This window comes from Arthrobacter pigmenti (assembly GCF_011927905.1).
In the GTDB taxonomy this organism is placed as follows: Bacteria; Actinomycetota; Actinomycetes; order Actinomycetales; family Micrococcaceae; genus Arthrobacter_D; species Arthrobacter_D pigmenti.
In genome coordinates, this window is record NZ_JAATJL010000001.1 from 755,156 (window position 1) to 779,489 (window position 24,334).

A 24,334-nucleotide genomic window follows, 5' to 3' on the forward strand; every position below is an offset into this window, starting at 1 on the left:
CTTTCAGAATGAGGTTGATGCTGTTGCAGCGCCGAGGCGCTCTGCTGCGAGGACGACGGCGGCAACCAGTTCCGGGGACTTGGCCAGTTCGGAATCCAAAAGGGCGAGCGCACTGCGTTCGTCAACCGATGAATGTGCTGGACCATCGTCGCGTCGACCGACCAGGGAGTCCGCTCCCCGGTCGTGGAAGTCAATATGGGGACTGCGAAGGCACCGGAGCCAGGCTGCGATGAGCGCCGCCTGGCCGCGACCAGGATCCAGTCCCTGGGCAAGGCGTCTACGAATGACGGGAATCGAGCGCATCCGCAACTTGATGCTGCCGTCCGCAGCTATTTGCGTGAGTTGATGCTCGATTCTCGGATTCTGGAACCTCGTGCGCAGGTCTTGCAGCCCCGCGTCGATTTCCGCTGCGGAGAAGGGAAGTACCGGGCGGGCATCGGACCACAGCTCCTCCAGCAGTTCTACACATTCAGGATCCTTCATTGTGTCTGCGATCGTCTGGTACCCGCGAATCATTCCCGTATAGGCAAGCAGGGAGTGCCCGGCGTTGAGCAGCCACAATTTCCGCTCCTCGAACGGTCTAATGTCGTCCACAAAGCGGGCTCCAGCCAGTTCCCATGCAGGTCGTCCCGCCGGAAATTCGCCGGCCAGGATCCATTCCGCGAATGGCTCGGTAACCACGGGTGCACGGTCCGGGAAGCCAGTGAGGCGGGAAGCGGTTTCACAATCGGCAGCCGTTGTGGCGGGGGTGATGCGGTCCACCATGGTGGAAACGAAGGAAACATTGGCATCAATCCAGTGCGCAAGGTTTTCGTCTACGGACGTGGCCATCTGCAGGACCACCGTGCGGGTGACATCCCCGTTGTGATTCAGGTTGTCACAGCTGACCAATGCAAGTGGGCCGGCGCCTGCGTCCCGGCGCGCCCGTAGCCCATCCACTATCCGCCCTGGTGCTGAACGGGCTGCCCGGGTTGCGGGTTTCGACGAGCGCAGGAGACGAATATCGCCGTCGACCTCCGCGTTTCCGTAGTCCAGGCCCTTGGTGCCGTGATGGTGATACCCGGCCTCCGTGACGGTCACAGTGAGAACCGCTGTGTCGGGAGTAGCCAGCAGCTCGCGCCAGCGGGCGCCGTTGTTGCCGTCCACCGCTTCAACGATGGAGGAGATGACCTGCGCGCGGTCCTCGTTCCGGTCACGGATGAGCAGGGTATACAGTCCGTCCTGTTCGGTGAGGGATTCGGCGGCCCGCGGGCTGCGGCCGGTAAAAGCGGCAATTCCCCAGGGACGACTCCCCGAGAGTTCGTTGGCCTGATGCGTATACCAAGCTTGATGCGCCCGATGGAACGCCCCCAGGCCAAGGTGCACCATCCTTATGGGCGGTCTGTTCGTTCCAGTCATCACTTAACTCCTCCCGAGGTAAGACCAACAGCAAGGTAACGCTGCAAATCAGACACAAAGCCGCACACAGGCGCGACGCCTAAGATCAGCTGTGCGACTGCGGACTACCAAAAGTTGCGCATCGGGAAGGTGTCCAGCAACTCCAGTCCTGTTGCGCCTAGGTGGACGATGCGCTCGGTTCGCAGCCCACCCACCTGCGGGTGATTGATGGTGGCCTTGAGCGTGAACACGCTGCCCTGTTCGATGACGGTATGGTCCGTCGGCCCGATCCACGGAAGCTCCTCTTCGGGGTCCATTCCGGTTCCATGGCCGGTGCCGCGGCCTCGCGCCTCACCGGAAAACTCGGCGTATCCTCGCTCAATCAGAACGGCCTGGATCGCTCCATTGAGATCGGCAGCGGAGATACCTGGTCGAGCAGCCGCCAAGCCGGCTTCGACGGCGTCGGCAGCGGCGTCGATTATCTCGCGTGCCTGGCCGGAGGGCGGACCGTATACGAATCCTCGCCCACCGTCGGCCACGTAATTGCCGTAGCGAGCCCCGATGTCGGTCAGGACGAGATCGCCCCGCTCCAGCACGCGGTTGGTGGGCAAGGCTAGGCTGAAGGCGGACCGAGGGCCGGCCTGCACCATGGACAGGTAGGCCGGTGTGTCGGCACCAGCGTTGATCATCGCCACGTCAGCCGCTCTGGCGAGTTGCCGCTCGGTGACTTGGCCTGCCGTCGACACCGCTTGCTGCACCGCTTCCATGCCCAGATCCGTCAGCACCGCCGCATGGCGCAGCTGCTCCAGCTCCCAAGGGCTCTTTACGGCCTTGATTTTCGCGAGCAAGTTGGAGGCGACAAGGGGCGCAGGAGCAATGGCCTCAGCGATGGTGCGGTGCAACCCCACAGGAATCTGTTCCTCCCCGGCCAGCGCAACCCGGCCATCTGCGTTGAGATGGCGGCGCAGGTAGAGGGGTAGATGCTCCAGCTCGGCGACATCGAATGCTGTCTCGCTGGCGGCATAGTCGAGGCAGCCGTCACCAGTAAAGAGCGTCGGGTCTGACTCGGCGGGAAGCGCGATGACGGCTTGGGCGATGGTATGAACGCCATCGACCGGTCGGAAGTCGGTGAAATAGCGGACGTTAGCGGTGCGCCAGCAGTCTGCATAAGCGATCAGCAGCTTGAAGCCTTCGCGCTTCATGGCTTCCTGAACGGCACCAATGCGCCGGCGATGCTCGGATTCGGGGGTCGTCGGCGGGGGATCAAGCCGCATGAAATCCTCCTCAGAATAAATAATGGATAGGCGGTAGGGAGTCGCCGAGGATTACTGGAAACCCAGCGCCTGGGGCAGCCAGAGCGAGAGGGCGGGGAAAAGCGTTAGCAATAGCAGGACAACGCCCATTGGGACGTATAGCCACCTGATCTCCCAAAACACCCGGCCCACCTTCGATTTGGTGACGGTGGCGGCGATATACACAAGGCCGCCCACCGGGGGCGTCAGCTGTCCGATCATAATTGCCAGCACCAGGACCACACCCAAGTGAATCAGGTCGATGCCGGCAGCGGCTGCCAATGGTGCGAGCACCGGCACGATCAGCACCATCGCCGGGGGCGGTTCCAGAATCAACCCGAGCATGAGAAGGAATAGCACGATGCCCAGCATTAGCAGAGTCTGGTTCTCAATATCGGTCAGCGCCTCTGCCAGGTTTGCCGGTACCTCTTCGGCAATGAGAATCCACGCTAGTGGGCCTGAGGCTGCCAACAAGAACAGAATGACGCCGGTATCATGGGCACTTTCCCGCACAGATTCCCAGGCGCCTGAGGCTCGGAGCTTGCGAAAAACTAGAAAACCGAGGAGCAGGGCCAGGATACATGCCGCCGCGCCGGCCTCTGTTGCTGTCACGACGCCGGCTCGGAGCATCATCAGGATTCCGAGAGGCAACGCAAACGCGGGGGTAGCGTAGAGCAGGGATGTGAGCCTTTCCCGGGAAGGCGCCTTGTCAACTGAGTCCACCTTATTTTTGCCCCGCCCGCTGAGCCACCACACGGCCACCATGAGCGTTGCCGCGAACAGTAAACCCGGAACAATGCCAGCCATAAACAGCGCCCCAACAGACACGCCGGCCAGAGAAGCATAGATCAGGAAAGAAATGGACGGCGGAATCAAGGTCGCTGTGATGGCCGCGCTCGCCGTAATGGCGCTTGCATACTCGCGGCTGTAGCCGGTCTTTTCCATCGGACCGACGAGTGTCTTGCCGACAATGGCGGTATCGGCAGAACTGGAGCCGGAAAGACCGCCAAGCATTGCGGACGTCAGGATATTGACCTGTCCCAGCCCGCCCCGCCAGTGCCCAACGAAAGCAACTGCGACGCGGATAAGCGCAGCGGTGATGCCGCTGGCGTTCATCAACGCACCCATGAGAATGAAGAACGGTATAGCCAACATCACGAAGTTTGTACTGACAGAACTGGCAAAATTGTTGGCAATCACAATCTCGGGCAACCTGCCGGCTTCGTAGGCGATGGCGCTGCCAAGCAAGAGAGCATGGGCGACCGGGGCACCAAGCAGCAGCAACACCAGGCAGGCAGTGACGGCGATGGCTGTGGTGTCGAAGATCACCAGGATGCTCTCACTGACGAAGAACGCCACCAGGGAGGCGAAGAGGACGCCCCCTGCCACTGCCAGGAAGACCGAGCCTCTGAAGGTATCTCTGACGTGGGCGCGCAGTAGGGCTAACAGGGAAAGGGTGGCCCCGACAGGTAGCGCCAGGTACAGCCAGCTGTACGAGATGCCTAGATTGATTGCCACCGCGGTGGTTTCCCGCATCAAATTGACGCCCAAGTACCCGATGAGGGTTAGGGAAGCGGCCGAGAGCCCTATGCCGAGCAGGTCTGTGTACCGCCAGGTAGAACGGGGCAACCAGTGCACCAGCGTGGTCATGCGGATGTGACTTCCATGGCGGGTGGCAGTCGCTGCACTCAGCATGACCAGCCAGAGGAAGGCCCAGCGCGCGGCTTCTTCCGGCCACGGCAGGGCCGCATTGAAGACGTAACGCATCACGATCTGTAGAGCCGTGACTCCCACCATGATTATCAGCAGTGAGGCACCAATCGAGTCGAGGCCCAGATCGAACTGACGTAACCAGCCGCGTGCTGGTGTCTCAGCTGCCGGAAGCTGTTCGCTCGGATCAACAACCGTTTCCCGCAGTTCCACGCCTGACTTCGTCGGTGCCAGGTCGGCTTCCGCACCCTTCATGGCGTTAGTTGTCATCTTTACCTCTCCTGGTTAATACCGAGTCAGTCGCTGGTTGCAAGCGACTTGACCTGCTCGATGAACTCTTTTGACCCGGGGTACTTTGCGAAGTACTCCTCGTTGTAGGTTTGTGCGCGGGCTTCCCATTCGTCCAGATCCGTCGGTTCCGGGATGACGGTGGCGCCCTGGGCCTCCAGCTCCTCAAGCGTCGCCTGTTCTTGCTCCCGGCTCATTTGGCGCGCTTCAGCGAAGACCCGTTCCCCAACCTCGGTCAAGCAATTTTGCAGTTCTTCGTCCAAGCTGTTGAACCAGTCTGCGTTGGCGCGAATTGGCTTGATATTGAACCAGTGCTTTGTATTGGTCAGATGGGGGGCCGGCTCCCAGAAGGCGTTGGCCTCGATCTGGGCGACCGCGCCTTCGCCAGCCTCGATGACGCCCGTCTCCAGTGCGTTATAAATCTCCGTGAACGGAACCGGAGTGGCGTTGGCTCCCAGGGCGTTCCAGAGTCCGAGCGGAATCTCCGCCTCGGGGACCCGGATCTTCAACCCTTCGAGGTCATCGATGTTCTCTACTGGCCGGCTGGCGAATGTCCAGCGCCATCCATCTTCACCCATGCCAAGGATGGTGACACCAGTAGACTCTTCCAGCAGCTCGGACATCTCGTCCTGCATTTCTTCAATTACCCGCTCGACGTGTTCTTCGTCCTCGAACACGTAACCAAGGGACAATGCCGAAACGATGGGAGCGCCCGGACCCTCCACATCAAAGCCGCCGCTGGTGATCTCATAGGTGCCCTGACGGTTGCCGTCGATCAGATCGATGAATCCGCCGAGTTGCCCGGCCGGAAAGTTGCTGCCCACCAGGCGGCCATTCGAGCACTCTTCCACCTCGTCGATGAACCTCTCGAATGCGTCATTCATGGGCGTACCGACACCTTCGATTGTCGCCACCCTGTACTCGATGACCTCGCCGCCGCCCCCCTCCTGCCCGGTGGATGGTGCGCATCCGGCGAGCACGACGGCAACGGCAACAGAGCTAATTGCTATCCCCATGCCTGGGTGCCCAGGTGCAAGACGTGACCTCATTACAGCTCCTTTTGTCAGTGCGGCATAGCCGCGGACTTGCTGACGTCGTTGGTGTGATTAGGATTACACCTGTGCAACCGGTTGTCAAACATTAGTGTTCGAAGATTTTCTTCACTCACCAGACTGCGTTCCCCTTGAGGGCCAATGCTGAGCATGAGTGTCGCTAAGCTGGATGGCAACCGATAGCCTCGATCGCGTTGAAACGGCTCCAGCCGACGGACGCTCTACCTGCAAAGGAAAGCTGTGAGAACTGAATCCAATTCACCGGTACCGGGCGGCCCGTCCGCCGTGGGCCGGGAGGGTCGGCAGGCCGCGACTATTTACGACGTCGCCAAGCTGGCTGGGGTTAACGCGTCGACTGTCTCTCGTGCCTTGAGTCAACCCGGCCGCATCAGCGCCAAGACCGACAAAAAGGTCCAGGATGCAGTGAAGGCCCTGAATTATCGGGTGAATCCGGTTGCGAGGGCGCTTCCGACCGGCAGGACGAAGACCATAGGATTGCTGGTTGCTGACATCACTAATCCGGTGTTTTTTGATATCGCACGCGGCGCCGAACGGGCGGCTGCAACCCGCGACTACACCTTGGTGCTGGCCGAGTCCGCCGAATCGCCGGAGACCGAGTTGTTGGCTGCTCAGCGGCTGCTGGCGGTAGCGGACGGCGTGGTGCTAGCCACATCACGCTTGAGCGATGATCAAATTCGTCAACTCTCCCAGTCCAAGCCGGTGGTGGTAATCAACCGTGAGGTAGCCGATGTGCCGAGCGTGATGGCTGATATAGAAACCGGGATATCCCAAGCCGTCCGTCATCTGTTTATGTTGGCCCATAAGTCGGTCGCTTATGTTGCCGGCCCGGAGCGGTCGTGGATGTCTCGGCGGCGCTGGGAAATCATTAACGATCGGTGCAACTGGAGCAATATTTCTGCCGTCCCAATCGGAGGTTCCGCTCCCACCGTGGAGGGTGGGCGAAAGGCCGCAATGAAGGTCTTGGAAAGCGGGGCGACGGCCGTTATCGCATACAACGACCTGGTGGCGATCGGGTTGATGCAGGAAATGGTCGGAGGCGGAAAAGACGTGCCTGATGACATCAGCATCATCGGGTTCGACAACATTTTCGGCTCGGACTTTACTACTCCGCCTCTGACGACTATCAGCTCACCACTTGCCGAGATGGGGGCTTCGGCCATTGAGCTGGTTTTGCGTGCGGTCGGTGCCACGGAGGGAGCCGGCGATATCGGTGATTTGGCCACCGAACTCTTAATTCGCGGCTCGACCGGCAAGGTTCGCATTCCACCCCGCTGAGGTCTGGCAACCGAGCGGCAACCGGTTGACAGACTGAGTGGGGGGAATCACAATTGCGGAGTGCGATTCTCAATTGCCGCCGATCCCAATTCGGCTACTGTTCACCAGCTCGTCTGCTTGTTCATTGCCGATTCGGTGTCTGACCCGCCGGGCGTCTTGAGGCCGCATGCCGGCGCCCTCAGTTCCAGCAATACGACCATTAAAGCTCTATGAGCCAAGTGCACCTTAAGGACTCATCCATGCCGTCGCTAGCACCTCATCCCGACCGTCTTCTGCCAGCCGATCCAGCGGTCCGTGCCCTTGCCCGGTCCCTCTACAAGTCAGTGGCTGAAGCGCCGATCTACTCGCCCCACGGCCACGTCGACGCAGAACTTCTGCTTCGAAACGATTACTTCGGTGGTCCCTCCGAGCTGCTGATCACGCCCGATCACTACGTGGTTCGACTGCTGCACGCTTCCGGGATACCGCTTGATGACCTCGGTGTCACACGCAAGGGAAAGGCATCCGCAGCAGACGGAAGGGCGGTATTCCGTGCCTTCTGCGCACACTGGCACGTTTTCTTTGGCACGCCGGTGCACTATTGGTTTGAAAGCGAGTTTGCGGAACTGTTCGGGATAACGGAACAGCCGTCAGCCCAGACCGCGGACAGCATCTATGACCAGATCAGCGACGCCTTGTTGACCGAGAGATTCAGACCGCGTTCCCTCCTCGAACGGTTCAACCTCAGGCTCCTTGCGACGACGGATGACCCTTCCGACGATCTCACCGCACACGCAGCACTCGCGGACGATCCTTCGTTCGCGGGCCGGGTGATCCCCACATTCCGCGCTGACGCATATATGACGCCCGACCACAGCTCGTGGTTGCCGAAGCTGGAGGAGCTCGCTGAAGCAAGTAACACCGATACGGGTACGTATGCCGGATTGCTGTCAGCACTCCGCAACCGGCGGGCCTTTTTCAAGCAGCATGGTTGCACTTCAACGGACACCGGTGTCCCTGATGCATGGGCGTTGCCGTTGGAGGACGTTGAGGCGGAAAGGCTCCATGCGGCGGGGATGGCAGGGACCATTACTCCCGATCAGGCGGTGGCCTACCGCCGCAACATGCTCTACCAGTTTGCTCGGATGTCGCAGGAGGATGGACTGGTCATGCAGCTACATCCCGGAGTTATCCGCAACCACCATAAGCCCACACTGGATCAGTATGGTCCGGACACCGGCCACGATCTGCCGGACACCACCGCCTTCACGCTGCCACTTCAGCGGGTCCTGAACGATTTTGGTACCAACCCTTCGTTCCGGTTGGTCCTCTTCACCGTGGACGAGACTGCCTTTTCACGGGAGATTGCGCCCTTGGCTGGTTTCTATCCGTCGGTCTATGTCGGTGCGCCCTGGTGGTTCATTGATACCCCCGCAGCCATTCACCGCTTCCGGGGGGCAGCCACTGACAGTGCCGGATTTTACAAGACGTCCGGGTTTATTGACGACACCCGTGCGTTCTGCTCAATCCCCGCCCGCCACGATATGTCCCGCCGCCTGGACGCGGGCTACCTTGCGGGTCTGGTGGCCACCCATCAGCTCAGCGAAGAGGACGCACACCGGATCGTTCAGGACCTGGTGGAGAAGATTCCTGTGGACACGTTCAGGCTCAAGGTCTGATGTCAGCAGGCGCCTCGACGGCATAGAACCGCCGCGGATCCTGCAGTAGCGCCGGATACGCAAAATCCGTGCGCCGCAGCCAGCCCGAGAAGTTGATGCGCCGCCGCGCCGCCTGGGCGCCGTCGTCGTCCGTTGAAAGCGCACCCAGCGTGCCCGTCTGCAGCCGGGCGCCACCATCAACGACGACGGCGGCAGCGTCTCCAACGCGTGCAAGTTCCGTGAATGCCGTGTACTGTCGCGACCACTTGGGCGCTGCCCTACCGGCCGGGGGATGGTTCGCCAGGTGCAGCGCGTCGCCGTCGGAAGAGTCCACCGGGCCGTGCCAGATCCACAGGCGCGAACCGACGGGCTCAACCGGAATCAGCTCGAGCTCGGGCTCCGGCCAGCTGTAGGGCAGGTTCTCGGGGATGCCGGGGAACCGGTCCCGGTAGAAGTCCGGCGCCTTCTGTATCAGGTTGGATTGGTGGCTCAGGTGCACCTCCGTCTGGCCGAGCCAGGGCGGCATCGCCGGTTCCGGCCCGGCGCCGGCGTTGAACGCCGTAGCGGAATCCGGTGCGAACTCGCTGATCAAGGCAGCTGTGCTGTCCGCGTGTCCGCGCGAGACCCACTCCCGGACCATCGCCAATCCGTACACCGCGAGGGCTGGGACGTAACCCATCCACATGCGGGTGGCGGGGTGGCGTCGCCAGCCGTAATCGGGCAGCACGAGGGCCCGGAGGATCTGCAGGGTCTCGACCCGTTGTTTTCCGAGCCGTGCCTGGTCCAGCACGGCCGCGCTTGCCGCGAAGTCGGGATAGGGCAGGAAGGTCTGCATGCGGCCAGTGTGCCACATGTCCTAAGCCTGCTTCCTATCGCACAGCGCGGTAGCGTCCAGAATGCGTCCTGCTGTGCAGGTCGACTGCTTCGGCGTAGTAGGACACCAGCTGCTCGCACAGCACTGGCCAGGTGCGTCCCTGAACCGCGGAATACGCCGCCCTGCCAAAGGCCCGGCGTTTGGTGTCATCACCCAGCAGGTCCATGACTCCGGCGTGTAACTGATCCAGCTTTCCCGGTTCATACAGCCAGCCGGTCCGCGAGGAATCGACCAGGTCCAGCGGACCACCGCGTCCGACCGCCACCACGGGGACTCCGGAAGCCATGGCTTCCTGAATGGTCTGGCAGAACGTCTCCGATTCGCCCGGGTGCACAAAGACGTCGAACGAGGCCATGATGCGCGCCAGCTCATTCCCGGTCTGGAAGCCGGCAAAAACGGCTCCGGGCAGCTTCCGCCTCAGCGAATCCTTGGCCGGTCCGGACCCGACGATCACCAGCCGCGTACCCGGGATGGCGTCCAACCCGGCGAGGTCCTCCACCTGCTTTTCGGCAGCCAGCCGGCCCACGTATCCGATGATCCGCGACCCCGGCGGCGCCACCGAACGCCGCCACTGCCCGTCCCGCTTCGCCGGAGTGAAACGGGCGGTGTCCACCCCTCGGCGCCACAGCCGCAACCGGGGAATGCCACGGCTTCCTAGTTGATTCAGGGCGAACGACGACGGCGCCAGCGTCAGTGTGGAACGGGCGTGGATGTTCTCCACCCGCTGCCACAGCACGTTCTCAAGCCAGGGCACGCCATAGCGGGCGGCGTAGGCGGGTATCTCCGTCTGGTAGACGGACACGGTCGTCAGTCCCAACTGATTCGCGGCCTGCACCGCCCGCCACCCGAGCACAAAAGGGGAAGCGATATGGACGACATCGGGAGCGAAGTCCGCGAGGGTCCGTCGGACCCTCGCAACCGTGCCTGCCGCCAGCCGCACGGTCGGGTAGCCCTTCAGCGGGAACGAAGGCAGCGGAACAACCGGGTAGCCCTCGACCGTCGCAGGGGACTTCTCGTCCAACCACGACGACGACGGCGCGATCACCAATACATCTTCGAAACAGTCGCCCCGGCTGCTCAGGTGCTCCAGCACCTTCAACAGGGAGTGTGTCACCCCGTTCATGTGCGGAAGGAAAGATTCGGCAACCACTGCGACTCTCACGCCACAGATCCTGCCAGCGGCGTCTGTGCAACCGGCGAGCAGGAGGTTGCATCCGGGTGAACAGTGCCTCTAATACGCGGTGTACTGCTCTCCGACGGGAAGTGCCGGGCCCAGCCGGTTGTCCGGGCCGGGCAGGGGGCAGGCCCACGCTTCGTCGTAGGCGCAGGAGGGGTTGTACGCGAAGTTCAGGTCAACGATCAGGCGCCCCTCGCGCTCGCCGAGATGCGCTCCCTTGACCGTGTCCAGCAGGTACCGCCCGCCGCCATAGCTTCCGCCGGCGCCGGACGAGCCGTCCCGGAGCGGCAGGAAAAGCCCGCCGCCGTAGGACTTCAATCGCCAAAGTGCCAACGATCCGAGGCCGTCCAGCACCACGCTGCCCAGCCGTTCGAAAGGAACTACGCCGTCAGTTCCGGTGGGAACCTCCATCAGCTGGCCGGCGCCGTCGTCGTCGATCGTCGCCTCGAACCGGTAATCGGCGTTGTAGGCCGCCACCGAGAGGCCGGTGAACCGTGTGCGTGCCTCGGCCGGGAGGGGCGACGCCGGGTGGCTGGCGAACAGGCGGTCCCGATCGGTGCGCCAGTGGGCGTGGGCGAGCGCCGGCGATCCGTCCGCTGCGGCGTCCCGAACCTCCTGGTACAGGGCGAACACCCGACGACGCCAGTCTGCCGTGTGCAGGGCCGTTGCTGCATGGTTCATGTTGCCACCCTAACGGTTGCCTCGGCGTACTGTATCTAGGGTGACGATTGCCCTTTTCCTGCTGGTCCTCGGCCTCATTCTGGTCGGTGCCGTTGCGCAGCGCATTGCGGGGCTGGGTTTCGCGCTACTCGTGTCCCCTTTCCTGGTGCTGATCCTCGGTCCGCACGAGGGCGTGCTGCTGATCAATATCTGCGGGGTGGTTTCCTCCGCGCTGATCGTTCCCCGGGTGTGGCGGGACATCGACTGGAGCATGTTCCGCTGGCTCACGGTCCCCGCCGTGTTCGGTTCCGTTGCCGGTTCGATTGCCGCCGCAGCCCTTCCCAGCGCTCCGCTCGCGGTGACCGTCGGCGCCGTCGTGCTTGTGGCGTTGACCCTCTCGCTGGTGATGCAGCGCTCCTCGGTGGTGGTTGCCGGCAACGTGCCCAAGGCGGTCGCGGGGATATCGGCGGGGCTTACCAACTCGATGGCCGGGGTCGGCGGGCCGGCCGTGAGCGCCTACGCGCTGCTATCGCGCTGGCCGCAGCGGCCCTTCGCCGCCACACTGCAGCCGTTCTTCGCCGTCATCGGCACGGTGACCGTCACTGTGAAACTGCTGATCGATCCCACGCAGGTACCTCCACTGGATGCCTGGATGTGGGTAGTGATTCCGCTGACCATTGTCGTCGGAATCTTCGCCGGCGAGCAGCTGGCCCGCTTCATCCGCGACCGGCACGCCCGTTTCGCGGTCATCATCATCGCGTTCCTGGGGGCGGCCACGGCGTTCGTGAACGGGATTTTCGACCTCGTCGGCTAGCCTCCGCGTGAGCCAGCTCGCCCGAGTCGTTGAGGGGCTCCTGCCCATCCCGGTGGCACCATTGAAGGGATGAGACTTCCCACCAAACCCCGAGCTGTGCCGATGCCCCTGTGGCTGCAGGGCGCGTTCGAACTGGGGCAGGCAGCGGTGGTCTCAGCGCTGGTCGTCGTGATTCCCCTGGCCGGTGTCTGGCTGACCGGCGGCTTCGCTGCCAGGGAGGCTTTGGGAACTCTTCGGCTTGCCGCCCAGGCGTGGCTCGTGATCCACGGAGTGCCCCTGGAAATCACCTTGCCCGACGGCGGGACGGGCACCCTCTGGGCGGTCCCGCTTGCGCTCACCCTCCTTCCGTTCCTGCTCGCGTGGCGCGCCGGACGCAGGCTTGCCCGCGCCTCCTACACCGACCAGCTGTGGCAGGCACTCCTCGGCGCACTCGTGGTGTACGCCGCGTTCGGGTTTGGAGCGGCCTTTCTAGCCGACGACGGCGCCACCTCGGCTTCCCCTGCTGCTGGCGCTTCGGTGCCCCTCATCGCGTCAGGGCTCGGCATGATCATCGGTGCTTACCAGGAGGCGGGATCCTGGGGGAGGCTTATCGGGGTTGATCTCGCTGACTGGATCTCAACCACCAGTCAGCATTCCCGCTGGGCGGGCTCCTACGTATGGTCCGCGCTCAGGGCTTCGTTCCTGGCCGTTGTCGCCGCGCTTGGCCTGGCCGCGCTCCTGCTCGCTGTGACACTGGCAATTCACTGGGCCAGCATCGCAACCATCTACGAGCGGCTGGACGCGGGGATAGTTGGCGGGGCGGTGGTCACCATCGGCCAGTTGGGTTTCCTTCCGAACCTCGCCATCTGGACGCTCTCCTGGTCCTCCGGTGCGGGGTTTGCCCTCGGAACCGGCAGTTCCATCACGCCCTTGGCAACCACGGCTGGCCCGCTTCCGGCCATCCCGATTCTCGGCGCTGTGCCGTCAGGAACGCTGGACTACGGAATGGCGGCCCTCGCGCTGCCGGTCGTGGCAGGGGTGCTCGCGGGTTTGTGGTTCTTCCGGGAAGGTGAGAATCACTTCGATGAGTGGCTGCAGCTGAAGACGCACGCGAGGTGGTTCACGGCAACGGCCTCCACGCTCACCCTCGGTGCCTTCATCGGCGTCATGGCAGGGCTGGGTGCTGCCGTGCTCGCACTGCTTTCCGGTGCGTCGGCCGGCATTGGGCGGTTCGTTGAGCTTGGACCGGACCCACTGTGGACCGGACTGTGGGTGGCCGCTGAAGTGGCTGTCGGCGTCGTCGTCGGTTTTGCTGCCGGTCCGCTGCTGGAGCGCGAGAACCGGTAAGCCCTGTTCAGGGGCCGCTGGTTTGCCGCGGCTACTGGGTTTCGCGGCTACTGGTTGAAGAAGCCGTCAAGGTTGCGGAGGCCGTCTTCACACTCGCGTTGAGCCTGGCTTGTGAGGGCACGCGACGTGCAGTCCTCGTAGCGTTCGGTGACGGGCCAGAGCAGGATGGCCGCTCCGAGTCCGAGGGTCAGGAACAGCGACGCGACGAGGCCCACGGTCGTCGAAACCCGCAGCACCGCCGGAGCCTTCTGCTTCACCAACCCCACGAGTGCCAGGACGCCGACCGTGACGGATGCGAGGCCGAAGATCAACCCCAACACCTTCCACGGAAGCGGGAAATTGGAAGCCAGCAGGGTGCCGAGGAGCAGGAGCATGAACACGCGGAGCAGCGTGCGGGTCGAATTGTTGCTTTCCGGCTGCTTCGGCTGCTTCGGTGGGGCGGAGGGGCCTGGCTGGGTCATGGGTTAACCCTAGGCGTTCCGCGGCGAAGTGCGCGCCCACTTCTGCTCCGGGCCAATCCGGCGCTCAAGTCGGGGTCCTCGACCGATACCCACCTGTTCGAGATCTCGCGGCTTTGCGTCCCGGATTGCCGTGAAGTCGCGGCGTGTCGCCGTTCGACTCGCTCTTGCTGCCTCCAAAGCCGCGCGATTGGTGCACCTCAACTCCAAATGCTCGCTGGCGCTCGCACCGGGTCCCTGCAGATACCCTTGAAACCATGCGCATCGTTGTCCTTGTTTCCGGGTCCGGGTCCAATCTGCAGGCCGTCATCGACGCAGTGCAGGATGGGGACCTACCCGTGGAGATCGCGGCGGTGGGGGCCGACCGTCCGGATACCTATGGCGTGGAGCGTGCCGCAGCAGCCGGCATCCCCACGTTCGTAGTCGACTTCAAGTCCCACGCGAGCCGTGCTGAATGGAACGCCGAACTCACAGCGCAAACGGCCGGCTTCGAACCCGATTACGTCATCTCCTCAGGGTTCATGCGCATCGTCGACCAGCGATTCCTTGACCGTTTCCCCAACCGGTACCTGAATACCCACCCGGCGCTGCTGCCCAGCTTCCCCGGAGCCCACGGTGTGCGCGATGCCCTCGCCTACGGCGTGAAGATCACCGGCTGCACCGTGATGATCGCCGACGCCGGCATCGATACCGGGCCCATCCTCGCCCAGGCTGCAGTGCCCGTGCTGGAGGGGGACACCGAGGAAACCCTCCACGAACGCATCAAGGTCCAGGAGCGGCTGCTCCTCATCGAAACCCTTCGCGAACTGGCCCTCACCCCATCCACTCAGCAGCGGTAGCGACCCGCAAGGGACGCTACCGCTGCTGACTCGTTGCACCTATTCGACAGTAATCACGTTCGTCCGGTGGTCGTAGCTGAAGGTGACCGGGCCGCCGTCGTGCGTGAACGGGATATTCGCACCGCCCGGCGCTCCTCCGGCGCCATAGTTCACTTTCCAGTTCCCGTTGAGGGCGGCCTTGAACTCGTAATTGCCGGCAGGGACATCGACGGAGAGCCGCCAGATCCCATCCGCGGGGTCGAGAGTCAATTGTGCTGCACCGCACGCAGGCATCCAGTCCTCCGCGCAACCGATCTCGGTGTTGAAGCTGCCGGGCGCTGAAACGGCGTCCGGTTGCTCAAAGCTCTCGCCGACCGTCACGGTGCGCACCTCGCTGTAGATACCGCCCAGTTCCGCGCGGTATCTGATCTCCGTCCCGTCGGGGACGCCCGCGACGTCGTCGAACGCGGTATAGGCGGGGGAGGAGGTGTCGGTCCCGATCCCGGTCCAGGGACCGCCGTCGATGCTTCGTTCGAGCGTGACCTCATGCGTGGCCTTCTCGGGCTCCGCAACCGCGCGGACCTCTACGGTTCCCTGCACGGAAGCGTTCTCCTGGGGAGATTCAAGGCGTACGACGGCGGCAGGTACCTCCGCTTCGACAACAGGACTCGCCGCGGTGTGCCGCTTGTTGTCCAGTACCACGGCCCGATACTCCAGGTCTGTTCCGGGGTCGAGCGCCGCGACGTCGTGGAATACGCGGTACGGCGCGTTGTCGTCGGTGCCAATGGGTGTCCACGTGCCGCCGTCCGACCGCGCCTCGAAGGTGACCTGGTAGAACGAGGAGCCATCGACGTCGGCCTGGACCAGCATCCGTCCGTTGTCCGCCTCAGCCGGTGCGGGCGTATCGAGGGCGATAGCGGGCGCGGCCTTTGAGCCGGGAATGCGACTGACGCCCTCGTACACCACTGCTGAAAGCGGGGGCACGGTCACCTCAAGGGTGCCGTTGCGTTCGCTCTTGAGCTGGCGATCGCCGTCGCCGTACACCTTCTTGAACGGCCGCCCGGGCAGGTAGGTGGGGATGCTCGCGGTCTGCTCCTTGGTGCTGTTGTTGAGTGCCACCACATACTCGCGCTGCCTGCGCGTATCGATCCTCGAGAAGGCGTAGATTCCCGGGCCGTCCGCAGCATACCGGTGTTGGTGTGCGCCGTCGCGGAGGGCGGGGTGGTCCTCCGTCACCTCTGCGAGCTCCTGGATCTTCTGGTACATCGGGTGGCTGGTGTCAAAGTTGTCCTCGGCGTGGGTGGACGAAGTTCCCAGCAGGTCATCATCGAGGTATTCCGGCACCTGGCTCGCGAATAGTGTCTGGCGGGCGTCCTGGTCGCCTCCCGGGCCGGTGAAGCCCTGCTCGTCACCGTAGTAGATCACCGGGTTGCCGCGGGAGAAGTACATGAGCTCATGGGCCAGGCCGTCGCGGGCAAGCAGCTCGGATTCCGGTGCACCGGGGTTATCAGCGGCGATGAACCCGCCGATGCGCCCCATGTCGTGGTTCCCGAGGAACGTGGGCAGGCTATAGGCGTTCGAATCCGTGTCGGTGTACCAGTCATCGGCGAGGAAGAAATCCTCCAGGGTGCCGGCGTCGGCGCTGCGCGACGCGAATCCGCGGGCTGCATCCTGGAACGGGAAGTCCAGCACCGCCTGCATCGAATTGCGGGTGGTGTACTGGGAAGTGAAGTCCTTGGTGGTGTCGAAGACCTCGCCGAACATGAAGAACTCGTCCTTGCCCTGTTCGCGGGCGAATGCCAGGACGTCGGGCCCGAACTCCTGCCAGAACTCGTCATTGACGTGCTTCATGGTGTCGATGCGGAATCCGTCCACGCCGAAGTCCGCAATCCACGTCTGGTAGATCTCCTTCATGCCGTCCACCACGGTGGGGTGTTCGGTGAAGAGGTCATCCAGTCCGAAGAAGTCGCCGTAATAGGAATCCTCACCGGCGAAGGTGGTGTCGCCACGGTTGTGGTAGAGCGAGGGATCGTTGAGCCAGGCCGGCACCTTGAGGTTCTCCTCACCGGCTTCGAGCACGGGTGTGTACGGGAAGGACTCTTCGTTGTCGAGCGCCGGGAAGTCCTCGCTCCCGGCGACATCGCGGTCATCGAACTCTTCGCCTGCGGCGGTCCGGTAGGGTTCCCGGTCCTTGGAGATATACGGCATCCGGGCACCCTCCTCGTAGCCGATGACGTCCGCCGTGTGGTTGGTGATGATGTCGAAGTACACCTTCATGTCCCGCGAGTGGGCCTCATCGATGAGCGCCTTCAGATCCGCGTTGCTGCCCAAATGCGGGTCAATCTGCGTGAAATCGGTGATCCAGTAGCCGTGGTAGCCGGCCGAAGCGTCTGCGGTTTGCACGGGCTTGTTCTTGAAACTCGGCGTCAGCCAGATGGAAGTGGTCCCCAGCCCCTCGATGTAGTCCATTCGCTCCAGCAGGCCCTGGAGGTCACCGCCGTTATAGAAACCTTTACGGGTGGGGTCGAAGCCGGAAACCATCGGATCGGGGCCCAGCCCGCCGTCGTCGTTCGCGGTGGTCCCGTTTTCGAAGCGGTCGGCCATCACGAAGTAGAAATTTTCGTCCGTCACCGGTGCGCGCAGCGAAGTGAGGGCCGTTGGTCCGTCAGGTCCCGGTTTGGGTTTGGCCTGCGCGGGAAGGGCGGATCCTGTCGCTGCCAGAACGGCAGCAAGAACGACGACGGCGGCGTGGCGCACCAGCATGAGACCTCCGGGAGAGTGGATCACCTTAGAGTGTCCCAGCTCACATGGACTGTCAACTAAAGTGCGGCACCACGGGTCTCGGGTGCCTTCAGTGCCATCCACAGCACTGCGAGCAGCACAAGAAGACCCGTTGCCGCGAAGGTCAGCGGCAGCCCCAGATACGGCCACAGCAGCGAGCCGAAGATCAGTGGAACCAGGCCGGCGCCCACACGGGAAACCGTTGACGCCCAACCGAATCCCGACCCCCGCAGCTCTGTGGGGTAGAGCTCCGACACATAGGTGTAGAGAACCGGAATGGCCACCTGAATGGTGAAGCCAAACGCCAGCAGCCAGAACGTCGCAACGACAGGCAACTCGACACTGAGGGCAAAGATCACCAGAACGACGGCGGACAGCGGGCCGGACACGCCAAGAATCCACTTTCGTCCCACGCGTTCCACGAGCAGGGCAGCGGCCACGACGCCAAGGAAGCCGATGCCCGTCATACCGGCTGTTGTCAGGAAGGCGACCGACTGCCGGAACCCTGCGGTGATGAGGATCTGGGGCATCCAGGTCAGGGCGCCGTAGTAGACGAGGAGGATGGTCAGGAAGAGTCCCCAGGCGGCCAGGGTGATGCGCCAGTTGAACCGCCACAGCGCCGTGAACTGCCCGGTCAGGCCACCGAGCGTGAGCCGTGGATCGTCACCGGCTTCGGGCAGCCGCCATCGCCGTGCGGTTCCACCCGTGCTCCGGACCAGTTGGTTAATCACGGCCTTCGCCTCGTCCGTTCGTCCACGCTGGACCAGATAGAGGGGCGACTCCGGGACCGACCGCCGCACCCAGAACACAAGCAACGCCGGAAGCACCATCACCAGCATGAGGTAACGCCAGTCGCCGAAAGCGGCGATGAGCAGCGCCGAGACCACACCGCACAGGGCTGCGCCGATAGGCCACCACCCATCCATGGCGGTGAGAACGCGGCCGCGGTGCTTCCTTGGTGTGAACTCGCCGACCAGGGCGTAATCGACCGGGATACAGCCGCCCAGGCCGAAGCCGGCGAGGAACCGGAAGATGCAGAACCAGATGAGATCCCCGGAGAGTGCGCCCAGCACGGTGAACACGGAAAAGATCAGCAGCGTAGCCGTGAACGCCTTCTTGCGACCGATGATGTCGGCGATCGAACCCCATGCAAAAGCGCCCACTGCCATGCCGATCAGATTGGACGTGCCCACCCAGGCAGCCTGCCCCGGCGTCAGGCCCCACTCATCCGAAAGCAACGGGATGAGGTAGCCGTTGAGTGTGACGTCCCAGGCGTCGAACATGAAGCCGAGCCCGCCGATCAGGAAAATTCTGCCCTGCACCCGCCAGCGCCACGGCAGGTCCTGGACAACCTGGTCGCCGGTGGGAAGTTCGGTGTGGGTGCTCACTGGGGCTCTCTCGCATGGGATCCAACTTTTCGAACACCATACCGCCGCGCACGGACAGTCTTGCTTCGTAAGCCGTCTGCCCGGCTAAAGAGAGCAGGCAGCAGTGTTTTAGACTTGGAGCGATCCCACTGCACTCATTCCCTGGAGACCTGCGTGACTTTGACCAACCTTGACCGCGTTCCCATCCGCCGCGCGCTGATTTCCGTTTACGACAAGACGGGGCTCGAGGAACTCGCGCAGGGGTTGCATTCCGCCGGCGTGCGTATTGTGTCGACCGGTTCCACGGCCAGGAAGATTGCGGCCGCCGGAATTCCGGTTCAGGAAGTCGAAGAGGTTACAGGCTCGCCCGAGATGCTGGACGGCCGCGTCAAGACCCTCCACCCGCGCGTTCACGGCGGGATTCTTGCCGATCGTCGGGTGCCGGCCCACATGGACACGCTTGCGCAGATGGAGATTGAGGCCTTCGACCTGGTGGTGGTGAATCTTTATCCGTTCGTCCACACAGTCAAGTCGGGGGCCGGACAGGACGACGTCGTCGAGCAGATCGATATCGGTGGTCCCGCGATGGTCCGCTCGGCCGCGAAAAACCACGCCGCCGTCGCCATTGTGGTTGATCCCGCGAACTACGCCAGTGTTGTGCAAGCCGCCAGTGAGGGAGGGTTCGATCTGAAGACGCGCCAGCGGCTCGCAGCCCGTGCCTTTGCGCACACAGCTTCCTATGACAATGCGGTGGCCACCTGGACAGCGAGTCAGTTCCTCGACGAAGACGGGGACGGCGTGGTGGACTGGCCGGCCTACGCCGGTCTCGCGCTCGAGCGCTCCGAGGTGCTGCGCTACGGCGAAAACCCGCACCAACAGGCCGCGCTCTACGTGGACAAGGCAGCTCCGGTGGGAATCGCGCAGGCCGATCAGCTGCACGGCAAGGCGATGAGCTACAACAACTTCGTGGACGCGGACGCCGCTCTGCGTGCCGCTTTCGACTTGGCGGAACCCGCCGTCGCCGTCATCAAGCATGCGAACCCATGCGGTGTTGCCATCGGCTCCGCAGACGCAGTGGATCCAATCGCTGACGCCCACGCCAAAGCGCATGCCTGTGACCCGGTATCAGCCTTCGGCGGGGTGATTGCGGCCAACCGGACGGTCACGGCGGGCATGGCCCGGACCGTGAAGGACATCTTCACCGAGGTTGTCATCGCTCCGGGTTTCGATCCCGAAGCGGTGGCGATCCTGTCGCAGAAGAAGAACATCCGCCTTCTCGCGCTGCCTGAAGGCTATGACCGGTACCCGACGGAAATCCGGCAGGTCTCAGGCGGAGTGCTCCTCCAGGTCAGCGACACCGTGCAGGCCGACGGCGACAATCCGGAGAACTGGACCCTCGCCGCGGGCGAGCCGGCTGATGAGGCAACCCTCGCCGATCTCGCCTTTGCCTGGACCGCGTGCCGTGCCGCGAAGTCCAACGCAATCCTGCTCGCCCGGGACGGTGCCGCCGTCGGCGTCGGAATGGGGCAGGTCAACCGGCTCGATTCCTGCCGCCTCGCGGTGGAGCGGGCCAACACGCTCGACGGTGACGGTGAGGAGCGCGCGCGCGGCGCCGTGGCGGCGTCGGACGCGTTCTTCCCCTTCGCAGATGGTCTGCAGATCCTGATCGACGCCGGTGTCCGCGCCGTCGTCCAGCCCGGCGGTTCGGTGCGCGACCAGGAGGTTATCGACGCCGCGACGGCCGCCGGTATCACCATGTACTTCACCGGGGCACGCCACTTCTTTCACTGAACCGGTACGTTAGACACGTTGAAGCACCAACATAATTCAGCACATAAAGACCCTCAGGGAGACGCCTAACAATGGCCAGAATCATCTATACCCACACCGACGAAGCGCCCATGCTGGCCACGTACTCGTTCCTGCCGATCATCGAAGCGTACGCTTCGACGGCGGGTGTGGAGGTGGAAACCCGCGACATCTCACTGGCCGGCCGCATCATTGCGAACTTCAGCGACTACGTGACCGAGGAACAGCGCATCGGTGACGCATTGGCCGAACTGGGTGAATTGGCCACCAAGGCTGAAGCCAACATCATCAAGCTGCCCAACATCAGCGCCTCGGTTCCGCAGCTGAAGGCCGCCATTACCGAGCTCCAGGGCCAGGGCTACGCGCTCCCGGACTACCCGGACAGCCCCTCAAGCGATGAGGAAGTGGATGTTCGCGCGCGGTATGACAAGATCAAGGGCTCAGCCGTGAACCCCGTGTTGCGTGAGGGCAACTCGGACCGCCGCGCACCCCAATCTGTGAAGAACTACGCACGCAAGAACCCGCACACCATGGGTACCTGGACAGCCGACTCCAAGACCAACGTCGCAACCATGAGCGACGGCGACTTCCGTTCTAACGAGTTGTCAGTGGTGATCAAGGCAGACGATTCCCTCACCATCCAGCACGTCGCTGAAGACGGTACTGCAACCGTTCTGAAGAAGGCCTTCGGCGTGCTCGCCGGTGAAGTGATCGACGGAACGGTGATGCGCGCAGCGGCGCTTGATGAGTTCCTCGCCGCGCAGGTTCAGCTTGCGAAGAACGACGGCGTGCTGTTCTCCGCACACCTGAAGGCAACGATGATGAAAGTCTCGGACCCGATCATCTTCGGCCACATCGTCCGCGCGTTCATGCCCGAGGTTTTCGCCTCTTACGGCGAGCAGCTCGAGGCTGCAGGCCTGAGCCCGAACAACGGCCTCGGCTCCATCCTGAGCGGGCTGGACAAGCTTCCCGAGGACGTGCGCGGTGAGGTTGAGGCCGCCATTCGCAAGGGGCTCGACGACGGCCCGGACCTGGCGATGGTCGATTCAGACAAAGGCATCACCAACCTGCACGTGCCCAGCGACGTGATTGTCGACGCCTCCATGCCGGCCATGATCCGCACCTCCGGCCACATGTGGGGCCCGGATGGTCAGGAAGCGGACACCCTCGCGGTCCTGCCGGACAGTTCCTACGCCGGTATCTACCAGGTGGTGCTTGATGACTGCCGCGCCAACGGCGCCTTCGACCCAACCACCATGGGTACCGTTCCGAACGTAGGCCTCATGGCGCAGGCAGCGGAGGAGTACGGCAGCCACAACAAGACCTTCGAGATCGAGACCGCCGGTACGGTCCAGATTCTCGACGGATCGGGCGCAGTGCTGATCGAGCACGAGGTGCAGCCGGGCGACATCTGGCGTGCCTGCCAGACCAAGGACATTGCCATCCGCGACTGGGTGAAGCTGGCCGTTACCCGTGCCCGCGCCTCCGCTACGCCAGCCGTCTTCTGGCTTGATGAGGACCGCGCCCATGATGCCAACCTCATTGCCAAGGTTCGGGAGTACCTGTTGGACCATGACACGGAGGGACTCCAGCTCGAGATCCTCTCGCCCGTCAAGGCCACCGCGTTCACCCTTGAGCGCATCCGCAAGGGCGAGGACACCATTTCCGTCACCGGAAACGTGTTGCGCGACTATCTCACGGACCTGTTCCCCATCCTTGAGCTGGGCACCAGCGCCAAGATGCTGTCCATCGTCCCGTTGATCAACGGTGGCGGCCTGTTCGAGACCGGCGCCGGTGGATCGGCTCCCAAGCATGTGCAGCAGCTGGTCCGCGAGAACCACCTGCGCTGGGACAGCCTGGGTGAGTTCCTCGCACTCGCCGTGAGTTTCGAGCATCTCGCCACCTCCACGGGCAACGCGAGGGCGCAGATTCTGGCGGACACGCTGGACCGCGCCACCGCCACCTTCCTCCTGGAGAACAAGTCGCCCAGCCGTAAGGCCGGCGAACTGGATAACCGCGGCAGCCACTTCTACCTTGCACAGTTCTGGGCGAAGGAGCTGGCCGAGCAGGCCGAGGACGCAGAACTGGCAGCTGCCTTCTCCGCCGTCGCGAAGGAACTCACGTCGAACGAAGAAACCATCGTTTCCGAGCTGCTTGCAGTCCAGGGATCACCCGTGGACATCGGTGGCTACTACCGTCCCGACATCGAGAAGGTCGTTTCGGTGATGCGTCCCTCCGCAAAGCTCAACGAGGTTCTGTCCTCGCTTAGCTGATCATCTGCTTCTCGGCGGCCCCGGATTCGCGCACTTTTTCGCGTGAATCCGGGGCCTTTCGTGTGGGTGGAGAAGTTTTTAGGAGTTAGCCCATCCAAGTGACTATTTACACCGAATTGGAAGCATGCTTTCCTTGATTCCTGGGGAAGCGATCCACAGGGGGTGGTGACAGATGGAAAGGCGCATTCGCCGATCTGCCGCTGCCGGCCTGCGCATCTCACTTCTCGGCGGCTGTGGAGCGCTGGGTTTTCTGGCGTTTTCCGCCGCTACAGCAACAGCCGACGACGACGGCCATGGCCTATCCGGCGCCCTCACCTCCGTGGTCGAGTCAGTTGCGACTCCCACGGAAGCTGTGTTGGAAGAAGTCGGTTCGTCATTGAAGCCGGCCGTTGAAGCGGTGGTGCCGTCGTCGTCGGCTTCGGCTGTTCCGCCAGTGTCCGACGTCGTCAGCAACGTACCCGAGCTCATCGGTGAAGTGAGCGTTGCCGAGACAGTTGCACCGGTTACCTCCCTGGTTGATTCGGTGGTGTCGCAGGTTCCGGTGGTCAACCGGGTAGTTCCCGAGGGGACAACTTCAAGGGTCACGCAGCCGGTTCTTGATGCGGTGGATACAACCGTTGAGCCGGTGCTTACGCCGGTACAGCGGGTTCTCACGCCCGTCGTCGATGCCGTGGATCCTGTGATCGAGACAGTGGAACCGGTGGTCGATGTTGTTGAACATGTGGTGACGCCGGTTGTTGATCCTGTTGTGGATGTCGTGGACCCGGTCGTAGATGTGGTTGAGCCTGTCTCGGATCCTGTTGCACCGGCGGTGCCGGCACCCGATGTTATCGAACCCGTTGTTCCCGAGCGCGCACCAGTGGCTTCCGTAGTCGATAGCGAGCAGACAATTCCTCCCGACTCCAACGGCGTCTCGGGAGTTCCTGTCACGACGACATCGGTTGCTGCTGACGATCGTCCGGCGGGTAAGCGCGTGGGTTCGTCGAGCATCACGGTTAGTGGCCCGCCGGTCGACCTGACGTCGTCGCCGATATTTGTCTCCGGTGACGAGTTTGTTGTGCAGGAAGCTCCTTTGCTGACGCTCGCGGACGCCCAGCCAGCCGCCTCGCCAACGGGTTCGCCAATGCTCAGTTCCGGCGCCGGTTCTGCCTCCGCTGGATCCGCTGGGCCAGGCGGCGTTGGTGCTGCTGACATGCCATCGTCATTCGATCCTGCATTTTCTTCGACGGACCCCAGGCAGTCCCGCGACTCCGCGGCACTGCCTCAGGGGCCAACTTTCGATCCCGGCTCAACTCCCGATTGATGAGCTCGTCGCTGCCCTCCAC

The 24,334-nt window shown here is 63.2% G+C and carries 18 protein-coding genes; 8 read left to right on the forward strand and 10 right to left on the reverse strand.

Translation table 11 applies throughout. The features are described from left to right. Positions 1 to 3 precede the first annotated feature (3 nt). The 4 genes from BJ994_RS03600 to BJ994_RS03615 form a co-directional block, all read right to left on the reverse strand. Complete coding sequence (locus tag BJ994_RS03600) at positions 4 to 1,398, reverse strand: mannitol dehydrogenase family protein (RefSeq protein WP_167991557.1); 1,395 nt, start codon at positions 1,396 to 1,398, stop codon at positions 4 to 6. Between the two features lie 104 nt (positions 1,399 to 1,502). Beyond that, complete coding sequence (locus BJ994_RS03605; RefSeq protein ID WP_167991558.1) at positions 1,503 to 2,651, reverse strand: M24 family metallopeptidase; 1,149 nt, start codon at positions 2,649 to 2,651, stop codon at positions 1,503 to 1,505. A 51-nt stretch (positions 2,652 to 2,702) separates the two neighbouring features. Beyond that, positions 2,703 to 4,592, reverse strand: coding sequence for a TRAP transporter large permease subunit (locus BJ994_RS03610; RefSeq protein ID WP_167991559.1), 1,890 nt, complete (start codon positions 4,590 to 4,592; stop codon positions 2,703 to 2,705). An 83-nt stretch (positions 4,593 to 4,675) separates the two neighbouring features. Beyond that, complete coding sequence (locus BJ994_RS03615) at positions 4,676 to 5,716, reverse strand: TRAP transporter substrate-binding protein (protein WP_167991560.1); 1,041 nt, start codon at positions 5,714 to 5,716, stop codon at positions 4,676 to 4,678. A 243-nt stretch (positions 5,717 to 5,959) separates the two neighbouring features. Here BJ994_RS03615 and BJ994_RS03620 point away from each other — a divergent pair, with 243 nt between their 5' ends. Together BJ994_RS03620 and uxaC are read left to right on the forward strand one after the other, a co-directional pair. Continuing rightward, on the forward strand, positions 5,960 to 7,015 hold the full coding sequence (locus BJ994_RS03620; RefSeq protein WP_167991561.1) for a substrate-binding domain-containing protein: 1,056 nt from the start codon (positions 5,960 to 5,962) through the stop codon (positions 7,013 to 7,015). A 239-nt stretch (positions 7,016 to 7,254) separates the two neighbouring features. Further along, positions 7,255 to 8,673 carry a glucuronate isomerase gene (gene uxaC / locus BJ994_RS03625; RefSeq protein WP_167991564.1) on the forward strand — a complete coding sequence of 473 codons (1,419 nt, stop codon included), beginning with the start codon at positions 7,255 to 7,257 and terminating at the stop codon, positions 8,671 to 8,673. On the opposite strand, the gene BJ994_RS03630 is transcribed toward uxaC, so the two are convergent. From BJ994_RS03630 to BJ994_RS03640, 3 genes are all read right to left on the reverse strand, one after another. After that, entirely contained in the window at positions 8,663 to 9,487 is an 825-nt protein-coding gene (locus BJ994_RS03630) for an MSMEG_6728 family protein (RefSeq protein ID WP_167991566.1), read from the reverse strand. The two genes, uxaC and BJ994_RS03630, sit on opposite strands and share 11 nt — an antisense overlap. A 34-nt stretch (positions 9,488 to 9,521) precedes the next feature. Continuing rightward, the gene (locus BJ994_RS03635; protein WP_167991568.1) at positions 9,522 to 10,688 is read right to left on the reverse strand and encodes a glycosyltransferase; all 1,167 of its coding nucleotides are present in this window, start codon (positions 10,686 to 10,688) and stop codon (positions 9,522 to 9,524) included. A 69-nt stretch (positions 10,689 to 10,757) separates the two neighbouring features. Further along, positions 10,758 to 11,384, reverse strand: coding sequence for a DUF1684 domain-containing protein (locus BJ994_RS03640; protein WP_167991571.1), 627 nt, complete (start codon positions 11,382 to 11,384; stop codon positions 10,758 to 10,760). 40 nt (positions 11,385 to 11,424) lie between these two features. Here BJ994_RS03640 and BJ994_RS03645 point away from each other — a divergent pair, with 40 nt between their 5' ends. Continuing rightward, on the forward strand, positions 11,425 to 12,177 hold the full coding sequence (locus tag BJ994_RS03645; protein WP_167991574.1) for a TSUP family transporter: 753 nt from the start codon (positions 11,425 to 11,427) through the stop codon (positions 12,175 to 12,177). A 69-nt stretch (positions 12,178 to 12,246) separates the two neighbouring features. Then, entirely contained in the window at positions 12,247 to 13,503 is a 1,257-nt protein-coding gene (locus BJ994_RS03650; RefSeq protein ID WP_167991576.1) for a cell division protein PerM, read from the forward strand. A gap of 47 nt (positions 13,504 to 13,550) precedes the next feature. Here BJ994_RS03650 and BJ994_RS03655 read toward each other — a convergent pair whose 3' ends face one another. Next, positions 13,551 to 13,964 carry a hypothetical protein gene (locus BJ994_RS03655; RefSeq protein ID WP_167991578.1) on the reverse strand — a complete coding sequence of 138 codons (414 nt, stop codon included), beginning with the start codon at positions 13,962 to 13,964 and terminating at the stop codon, positions 13,551 to 13,553. Positions 13,965 to 14,218: 254 nt separating this feature from the next. Here BJ994_RS03655 and purN point away from each other — a divergent pair, with 254 nt between their 5' ends. Continuing rightward, on the forward strand, positions 14,219 to 14,800 hold the full coding sequence (gene purN / locus BJ994_RS03660; protein WP_167991581.1) for a phosphoribosylglycinamide formyltransferase: 582 nt from the start codon (positions 14,219 to 14,221) through the stop codon (positions 14,798 to 14,800). Positions 14,801 to 14,839: 39 nt separating this feature from the next. On the opposite strand, the gene BJ994_RS03665 is transcribed toward purN, so the two are convergent. Together BJ994_RS03665 and BJ994_RS03670 are read right to left on the reverse strand one after the other, a co-directional pair. Next, on the reverse strand, positions 14,840 to 17,542 hold the full coding sequence (locus BJ994_RS03665) for an alpha-amylase family glycosyl hydrolase (protein WP_167991583.1): 2,703 nt from the start codon (positions 17,540 to 17,542) through the stop codon (positions 14,840 to 14,842). A gap of 56 nt (positions 17,543 to 17,598) precedes the next feature. Further along, positions 17,599 to 18,948, reverse strand: coding sequence for an MFS transporter (locus BJ994_RS03670; protein ID WP_167991585.1), 1,350 nt, complete (start codon positions 18,946 to 18,948; stop codon positions 17,599 to 17,601). A gap of 153 nt (positions 18,949 to 19,101) precedes the next feature. On the opposite strand from BJ994_RS03670, the gene purH reads away from it, so the two are divergent. From purH to BJ994_RS03685, 3 genes are all read left to right on the forward strand, one after another. Next, the gene (purH, locus tag BJ994_RS03675) at positions 19,102 to 20,718 is read left to right on the forward strand and encodes a bifunctional phosphoribosylaminoimidazolecarboxamide formyltransferase/IMP cyclohydrolase (protein ID WP_167991587.1); all 1,617 of its coding nucleotides are present in this window, start codon (positions 19,102 to 19,104) and stop codon (positions 20,716 to 20,718) included. A gap of 71 nt (positions 20,719 to 20,789) precedes the next feature. Further along, positions 20,790 to 23,009 carry an NADP-dependent isocitrate dehydrogenase gene (locus BJ994_RS03680; RefSeq protein ID WP_167991590.1) on the forward strand — a complete coding sequence of 740 codons (2,220 nt, stop codon included), beginning with the start codon at positions 20,790 to 20,792 and terminating at the stop codon, positions 23,007 to 23,009. A gap of 172 nt (positions 23,010 to 23,181) precedes the next feature. Then, positions 23,182 to 24,312: a hypothetical protein gene (locus tag BJ994_RS03685; protein ID WP_167991592.1), complete on the forward strand. Its 1,131-nt coding sequence runs from the start codon at positions 23,182 to 23,184 to the stop codon at positions 24,310 to 24,312. Positions 24,313 to 24,334: the final 22 nt, after the last annotated feature.